Source organism: Vibrio sp. Isolate32 (assembly GCF_022397955.1).
GTDB lineage: Bacteria > Pseudomonadota > Gammaproteobacteria > Enterobacterales > Vibrionaceae > Vibrio.
Genome location: NZ_JAKEUQ010000059.1, coordinates 1 through 6,869, shown reverse-complemented (window position 1 = coordinate 6,869; position 6,869 = coordinate 1). Strand labels below are relative to the sequence as shown.

Genomic DNA, 6,869 nt, shown 5'->3' with positions numbered 1-6,869 from the left:
GAGGTGTGGTGGGCACAAGTACAGGAGAGTGGAATTAAGCCATTGCAAGAGTTCGCACGAAAACTGAGTCCTTATCTTCACGGCATTATCGCATCGGCAAGTTATCCGCTTAACACCTGCACATTGGAAGGGATAAACAACAAGATAAAACTAATCAAGCGAATGGGATATGGGTATCGAGATACAGACTACTTCTTCTTGAAGATAAAAGCGGCTTTCCCCGGAAAGCCGCGATGAACCTTTTTTAATACTATTTATTCAGTTTGAGCTTACTGCTCTTGTTTCTTATAAAGCTTATCAGCTTCATCAACTGTCTCAACCTCAGAGGGCTTATCAACACCATAAACCGTATCGAGATAGGCGTCTTTCTCTTTCCAAGTGTTGTTCAACCAGCTATGGAAGCGGCGTTTAAACGCCTTATCTTCAAAGTAGTTACCATTCACGTTCTCATCCATTGGGTGCAATTTAATACGCACTACGACCTTAGTCATTTTTCCTTTCAGCATATCTTCAAATGGAGAAGTTTGGTTTTCAGGGTAAGCTAAAGTCACATCCACGATGCCATCCAAAATTGAGCCCATTGCAGATAAAGCAAATGCCACTCCCCCGGTTTTCGGCTTCAGTAGGTGACGGTAAGGAGTTTTCGCTGACGCAAGTTTCTCGTGGTTTGCACGAGTCCCTTCAACAAAGTTAACTAATGTTGTCGGTGCTAATTTGAACTTAGTACACGCTTTATTGATTGCATTGAAGTCATCATTACGACGTTCTGGGTTACGTAATAAAAACTCACGAGAGTGGCGTCTCATGAATGGCATATCCAAGCCCCAACATGCTAAACCAACAAATGGAACGTAAAGCAATTCGTGTTTCAAGAAGTACTTTGTCATCGGTATTTTGTCTTTTAGGATTGAAGACAAAATCACAATATCTGCCCAGCTAAGGTGGTTAGACATCATCAAATACCACTGCTTGGTCGAAATATCCTCCCCCCCTTCCACTTGCCATTCGATGTCGTTGTTGGCGTTCAACATCCATAAATTGAGAGAAGCCCAACACCAAAATGTGAAGTTAGCTAAGCGAGTGCATGATTTTTGAACGACAGAAATTGGCAAAATAAGTTTGATTAGGGCAAATAGGCTCACAGCCATTGCGGTGAATGCAGTATTAATGGTCACGAACAATACGTTCAAGGCCATACGAATATTATCAAGCATAAAACACAGTTATATTGAGAACGAAAGCCGCCATTATACGCATCTATAAATTATTCTCTTCAGTAATTGGTTGAACATCCTAGGGGTCAAACCACTCAACCTATTTCAACGATATCCAACTCGCTAAAGCCTATTAAAAAGAAACCAAAACACACTATCAGGTTATTTAGACTCAATTTTAACGTTGTCTTTTTGACAACATTCAATCCAATATTCATTCTTAATCTCAGTATTGATAAGCATTCTCATTATTGGCATGGTAAATGCAACTCTAAAGTGTAAATAGTTGAGTATCCTTAATGAGATAACTTCTCTTCTTAAAGGTGAATGATATGACAGATATTCCTCATGGTTTAGTCACAGGCAAAGTCCTAAACAAGACAGAATGGACAGATCAATTGTTCTCACTCCAAGTCAGTGCACCTGTCTCTTCTTATCAGGCAGGTCAGTTTACTAAGCTTGGCTTGCTCAATAACGAAGGTGAGTTTGTGAGACGCGCTTATTCCATGGTGAATGCACCAGAGCATGAGCAAGGCCATCAACATCTAGAGTTTTTGATTATTAAGGATCAGAACGGTCAGCTCTCGCCTCAACTTCACGAATTGCAAGCTGGCGATGACATCTTTGTCGGTAAAGACCCAAGTGGTTTTATGACATTAGATGAGATCCCAGAGATCGCCGACGATCTATGGATGCTTTCAACCGGAACCGCGGTAGGCCCTTTTATCTCAATGCTTGAGAGCATGCAGATACAACAGAGTGAGTTGGCTTCAGACAAAGTCTCTTCATTCAAAAACCTGGTTCTGGTGCATGCAGTAAGAACCGAGCAAGACCTAACTTATCGAGATCGTATCACTCAACTCGTTAATCACTTTCAAGGGAGACTTAAATATGTGCCAATTATTTCTAGAGAATCAGTTACCGGAATTTTGCGCGGACGAATCCCAAGTTTGTTACTTGGAGGAAACCTCGAGCAAGCTGCGTCTGTCACTTTCAATCAAACCCGCAGTTTCTTCTACCTTTGCGGCAATCCGCAAATGGTTCGTGACACAAGTGACGCGCTAACGAGTTTAGGTTTCGAAAAGCACCTACGCAGAAAGCCTGGTCAATTCAGCAGCGAAAATTACTGGTAAAGATAGGCCACCTAAAACACCAAAGTACTTATTTCAAAGAACAGTTAAAGTTAAACAAGAGGTTTTATATGAGTCATTTACGTATTCCTTCGCACTGGAAAATTCAACGTTCGACACCGTTTTTCACTAAAGACAACATCCCAGCAGCATTGCTCAATCATCACAATACGGCTGAAGGCGTGTTTGGTCAGATCTGCGTAATGGAAGGTACAGTCACTTTCTACGGCTTCGCCGACGCAGAAGCAACAGAACCCGAAAATGTTATCACGATTGAAGCAGGGCAATTTGCCACAAGTCCACCTCAATATTGGCACCGAGTAGAGCTGAGTGACGACGCACAATTCAACATTAACTTCTGGTCAGAAAAAGAGACCAAGAAAATGTTCAATACTCGAAAGTAATATCTATTCGATATTGATGAACTTATAAGCAAGCTAGTTTGTAATGTGATTTTCAGTGTTCAATAAGTAAAGGCAAAAGGCCCAATAACCATTGTAATTACAATGACTAATGGTGATAGACAAGAGAAAAAAACTCTAGCAAACTGCACAAAGTTGTTAGTTTTTACCCCCTATCAAATAAACATAATTGGGGTATTCATTTTTTAGGTAAGAGAGGAAGCCATGCTCAACATTGCTTTTTTTAGCTCAAAATCATATGACGAAAAGTCATTCAACCTTGCGAAAGGCGAACTCAACGCTGAGTTTCATTTCCATGATTTTCGCCTCACCACAACCACAGCAAAAATGGCGCACGACAACGAAGTGGTTTGTGCATTTGTAAACGACGACCTATCGCGCGAAGTACTAGAGATTCTTGCACAAGGCGGCACAAAGCTGATTGCAATGCGCTGTGCTGGCTTTGATAAAGTCGACCTAGACGCAGCCAAAGAGCTTGGCCTGCAAGTGGTTCGCGTTCCTGCTTATTCACCAGAGTCGGTAGCAGAGCACACTGTCGGTATGATGATGTGTTTGAACCGTAAACTTCACAAGGCATACCAACGCACTCGTGATGCAAACTTCTCTCTAGAAGGCTTGGTTGGCTTTAACTTTTACGGCAAAACTGTGGGTGTAATTGGTTCCGGTAAAATTGGCCTAGCGACCATGCGTATTCTGAAAGGCTTGGGCATGAACATCCTATGTTACGACCCATACCCAAACCCACTAGCCGTTGAGCTAGGCGCTAAATATGTAGAGCTAGACGAGCTTTACAAAGAGTCTGATGTGATTTCTCTGCACTGCCCGATGAGTAAAGAGAACTACCACCTATTAGACGCGACTGCGTTCGAGCAAATGAAAGATGGCGTGATGATCGTCAACACCAGCCGCGGTGAACTACTGGATTCCACAGCGGCAATCGAAGCGCTTAAACAGAGTAAGATTGGCGCGCTTGGCCTTGATGTGTATGACAATGAGAAAGAACTGTTCTTCCAAGACAAATCGAATGACGTGATTGTTGATGACGTGTTCCGCCGTCTATCTGCTTGTCACAACGTGCTGTTCACAGGTCACCAAGCTTTCTTAACCAAAGATGCTCTATTCAATATTGCGAACACAACCCTAACCAGCGTTGACGCTTTCTTTGCAGGCAACACCAGCGGCAACGAACTCGTCGAATAACTGACGAGTGAATAACAAACCGCTTAAATAGCGAAACTCATTCTAAAATATAAAGCCACGCTGATTTTTGAGAACAGCGTGGCTTTTTTGGTTTAAAGCAGGATCAAAGCTAGATGCAGAAGTGGCAGTCCTCAATATCTAAGCCATAGGTCCCTTTACGAATCGCCAGATGCTCTTCCCCTGCTTTCAGGCCCATCTCATAACCTGCATCCAATACCGCTTTATCCATGGTGAGTCGCTTAACCGCGAACGCCTCAGGTGGCGCTATCACCTTAATGGTCGCATCTTTTGGCGGATTACGAATGAACTCCAAAGATTGGTTGTAGTTTTCAGCACGCACCGCCATCGACTCTGCAATGTTGGGGAATTTCTTTAACAGCTTTTTCAGCATCCATTGATACTTCTGCGGTTTCATTCGATAGCTCAGTGGATGGGAAAGAATCACGGTAATCTCGCGCGCACCACGGCGATAAGCTTCACGAACTGGGATTGAATCCGCGACCCCACCATCGGTGTAACAAGCACCAGAGAAACACGGTGTTTCACGATAAGCGATAGGTAAAGCCGTTGTTGCCTCAACCACGTTCGAGAGATTTTCTGGCTTGATTTGATAGTAATCTGCATTGCCTGTGTCGACATTAGTCACCGCGGCAATCAGTGAAACGCTTGAAAATAGCTCGCCACAATCCAGAGGGTAACGTTGGTTTGATTCATTCCATAACCACTTCACATCAACCAAGTTGCCACCTTTAGCGAAGCGAGTTGGGTTAAAGAAAGTTTTATCGGTCGCCATCGTGGTAATCACACTGTAGCTACGTTTTGGCGCCTTAGATAAGTAACCAACCAGATTAGATACACCCGCAGATACACCAATCGCAAAATCATAAGGACGGAAATCATCTTGCATAAAGGCGTCCAACACTCCGGCAGCGAAGATGCCTCTCATTGCCCCACCTTCAACGATCAATGCACTTTTACTCATCTCAAACTCTACTGCTTTATAAACTGATAGCCATAGGATAATCCCACCTAAATCATAAAGATAATGGGCATGATTTATTACTTCGATAGGAAAAAACTATCGTTAGGTAATTGTCTAAGATTCAATAATTTACTTAGACCAATGATCTAAAAAGGCCATTGAGTGATTAACCAAATGGCCTTTCATTTAACGAAAGCTTATTGATTACGAATTAAATTCGCTCACATCGATTTCAAGCAGCTTACCAATGCCTTCACCGTATGCACGGTCGGCCTTGTAACAGTGTCTTAAGTGACGCAGTTGAATCTCTTTAGGCACTCCGCCTAAGTTACGCGCTGTGTTATCGAACAGGATTGCTTGTTGCTCTGCTGTCATTAAGCGGAATAGATCACCCGGTTGTGAGAAGTAATCTTCATCTTCTGTGGGAGGACAACAAAGATTGAAACTTTTCTGTTACGCAGGGTTAGTTGCTACGTGGCGCAATAGCAAAGAAGTAACAATAAAGTTCGAAACTTTTTGATGATTTTTGTCCTAGTCTGTCTTTTGTTGTGTTAGTGCAATAGCACTTCACAGGTTACACTTTGTGCTGACGTGAGCTTACACCGATCACAACAAAAATGAGTAGTGATGTGATTACCGAGGGAGGTTGACGGTCTAATTACCGAAGGACTCTGTCATAGTCTTATTAATAGTAGTCAACTTTGACAGTTCTGCTCTTATTCGATAATTGATGCCTCGGCACGAGCTTCCCGTAACTCTCTTGTATTCAGCTTTTCTTCAAGCCAGATGTTCCTCACTGTTGAGTGACTAATCGAGATGTTAAATCGCTTTCTCATCTCACCACTGATCCTGATCGATGTTAGATGAGGTAATTTGAGCGTTAATGAGATGACGACATTTCGAGTCTTCTCATCGATGCGGTTACTGTGCCTTGGTTGGCCATACATACGTTTCAAAGCTAATGGACCGTGTGCTTCGAGAAGTTGACGGTTGTTGTGAATGCTTTTGACAGAGCAACCGCTCTGCCGAGCAGCTTCTCTCACATTGCCTAACTCCTTGGCAAGTTCAATCGCATCGAGCTTTTTCTGAACTTCTTCCCCGTATTCTTTCCTAGAGCTAGGCTCAACAAGCTCTTTAATGGACAGCTCTCGGTCAGCAAAGTAAGCGGTGAAGTTACCATCAAGTTGCTTACGTAGCTCAACTTGTTGACTCACGATAGAGTGCCTTAGCGGAGAGCTAATTTGGTACATTGCGTTACCATAACTGAAGGTATGGTCCCGACGGATTTTTCGATATTCTTTTTGGATACATATCGCATCGAGGTTTAGGTGTTTCGGAACGGGCCTATGTTCCGAGCGCACCTGCTTAGCGTTGACCGTGAGGGTTGTCGCCCAATAGTCAGGGATGAAAGTGTTTTGCAGGTAGTCATTTGCGCTATTCATATCGGAGACCCCCGCCAGTCTTAACTCAGGGACGAGACGATCTTGGAACGTATCGAAGGCGCGTTCGATACGACCTTTTCCTTGGGGGGAGTTGGCAAAAATAATTTCTATACCAAGCTCTTCGCAGGCTCGTTGCATCTGAGAGAAGTGGCAGCGTTTTGGTCCACCAAAGATACCCGCTCTATCGACATAAAGCGTCTTAAAAAGCCCCTTTTTTTCGATATAAGCCTGGCTCTTCTCCGCTTTGTTGAGTCATAACGCAATACTTATGACTTCTACCATACTGACTAATAACCCTTTTTTAGTCAGTATGGATGAATCCTATTTTGACCCAGTTACTTTCTCAGCTTTTACATATTCAGGGGCAGGCAATCCAGTCGATTAAGGTCGATGAATCCACTCAAACTGTTGACGTTTACTGTCGTCGAGACCGACGATTTAAAGTGACCGACCCAAAGTCTAACCAAGCTTGCACCGTC

Annotated in this window: 6 protein-coding genes and 2 pseudogenes; 4 read left to right on the top strand and 4 right to left on the bottom strand. The window is 43.3% G+C overall.

The genetic code is table 11. The annotated features are described in order from the left end of the window. The coding region (locus L1D11_RS22140; RefSeq protein ID WP_239832794.1) for a transposase at positions 1–237 on the top strand (237 nt) is incomplete at its 5' end. A gap of 32 nt (positions 238–269) precedes the next feature. Here L1D11_RS22140 and L1D11_RS22135 read toward each other — a convergent pair. Next, positions 270–1,214: an acyltransferase gene (locus tag L1D11_RS22135; RefSeq protein WP_239834647.1), complete on the bottom strand. Its 945-nt coding sequence runs from the start codon at positions 1,212–1,214 to the stop codon at positions 270–272. 332 nt (positions 1,215–1,546) lie between these two features. Between L1D11_RS22135 and L1D11_RS22130 the strand changes: the two genes are divergently transcribed. From L1D11_RS22130 to L1D11_RS22120, 3 genes are all read left to right on the top strand, one after another. Then, positions 1,547–2,347: a ferredoxin--NADP reductase gene (locus L1D11_RS22130; protein WP_239834646.1), complete on the top strand. Its 801-nt coding sequence runs from the start codon at positions 1,547–1,549 to the stop codon at positions 2,345–2,347. A 68-nt stretch (positions 2,348–2,415) separates the two neighbouring features. Next, on the top strand, positions 2,416–2,748 hold the full coding sequence (locus tag L1D11_RS22125; RefSeq protein ID WP_048660978.1) for a DUF1971 domain-containing protein: 333 nt from the start codon (positions 2,416–2,418) through the stop codon (positions 2,746–2,748). Between the two features lie 222 nt (positions 2,749–2,970). Continuing rightward, positions 2,971–3,966: a 2-hydroxyacid dehydrogenase gene (locus tag L1D11_RS22120; protein WP_239834645.1), complete on the top strand. Its 996-nt coding sequence runs from the start codon at positions 2,971–2,973 to the stop codon at positions 3,964–3,966. 109 nt (positions 3,967–4,075) lie between these two features. On the opposite strand, the gene L1D11_RS22115 is transcribed toward L1D11_RS22120, so the two are convergent. The 3 genes and pseudogenes from L1D11_RS22115 to L1D11_RS22105 all read right to left on the bottom strand — a co-directional run. Continuing rightward, complete coding sequence (locus L1D11_RS22115; RefSeq protein ID WP_239834644.1) at positions 4,076–4,948, bottom strand: patatin family protein; 873 nt, start codon at positions 4,946–4,948, stop codon at positions 4,076–4,078. A gap of 204 nt (positions 4,949–5,152) precedes the next feature. Next, a pseudogene (locus L1D11_RS22110) lies at positions 5,153–5,368 on the bottom strand (catalase-related domain-containing protein); the annotation flags it as partial. 296 nt (positions 5,369–5,664) lie between these two features. Next, positions 5,665–6,621: pseudogene (locus L1D11_RS22105) on the bottom strand (helix-turn-helix domain-containing protein); the annotation flags it as partial. Between the last annotated feature and the right edge of the window lie 248 nt (positions 6,622–6,869).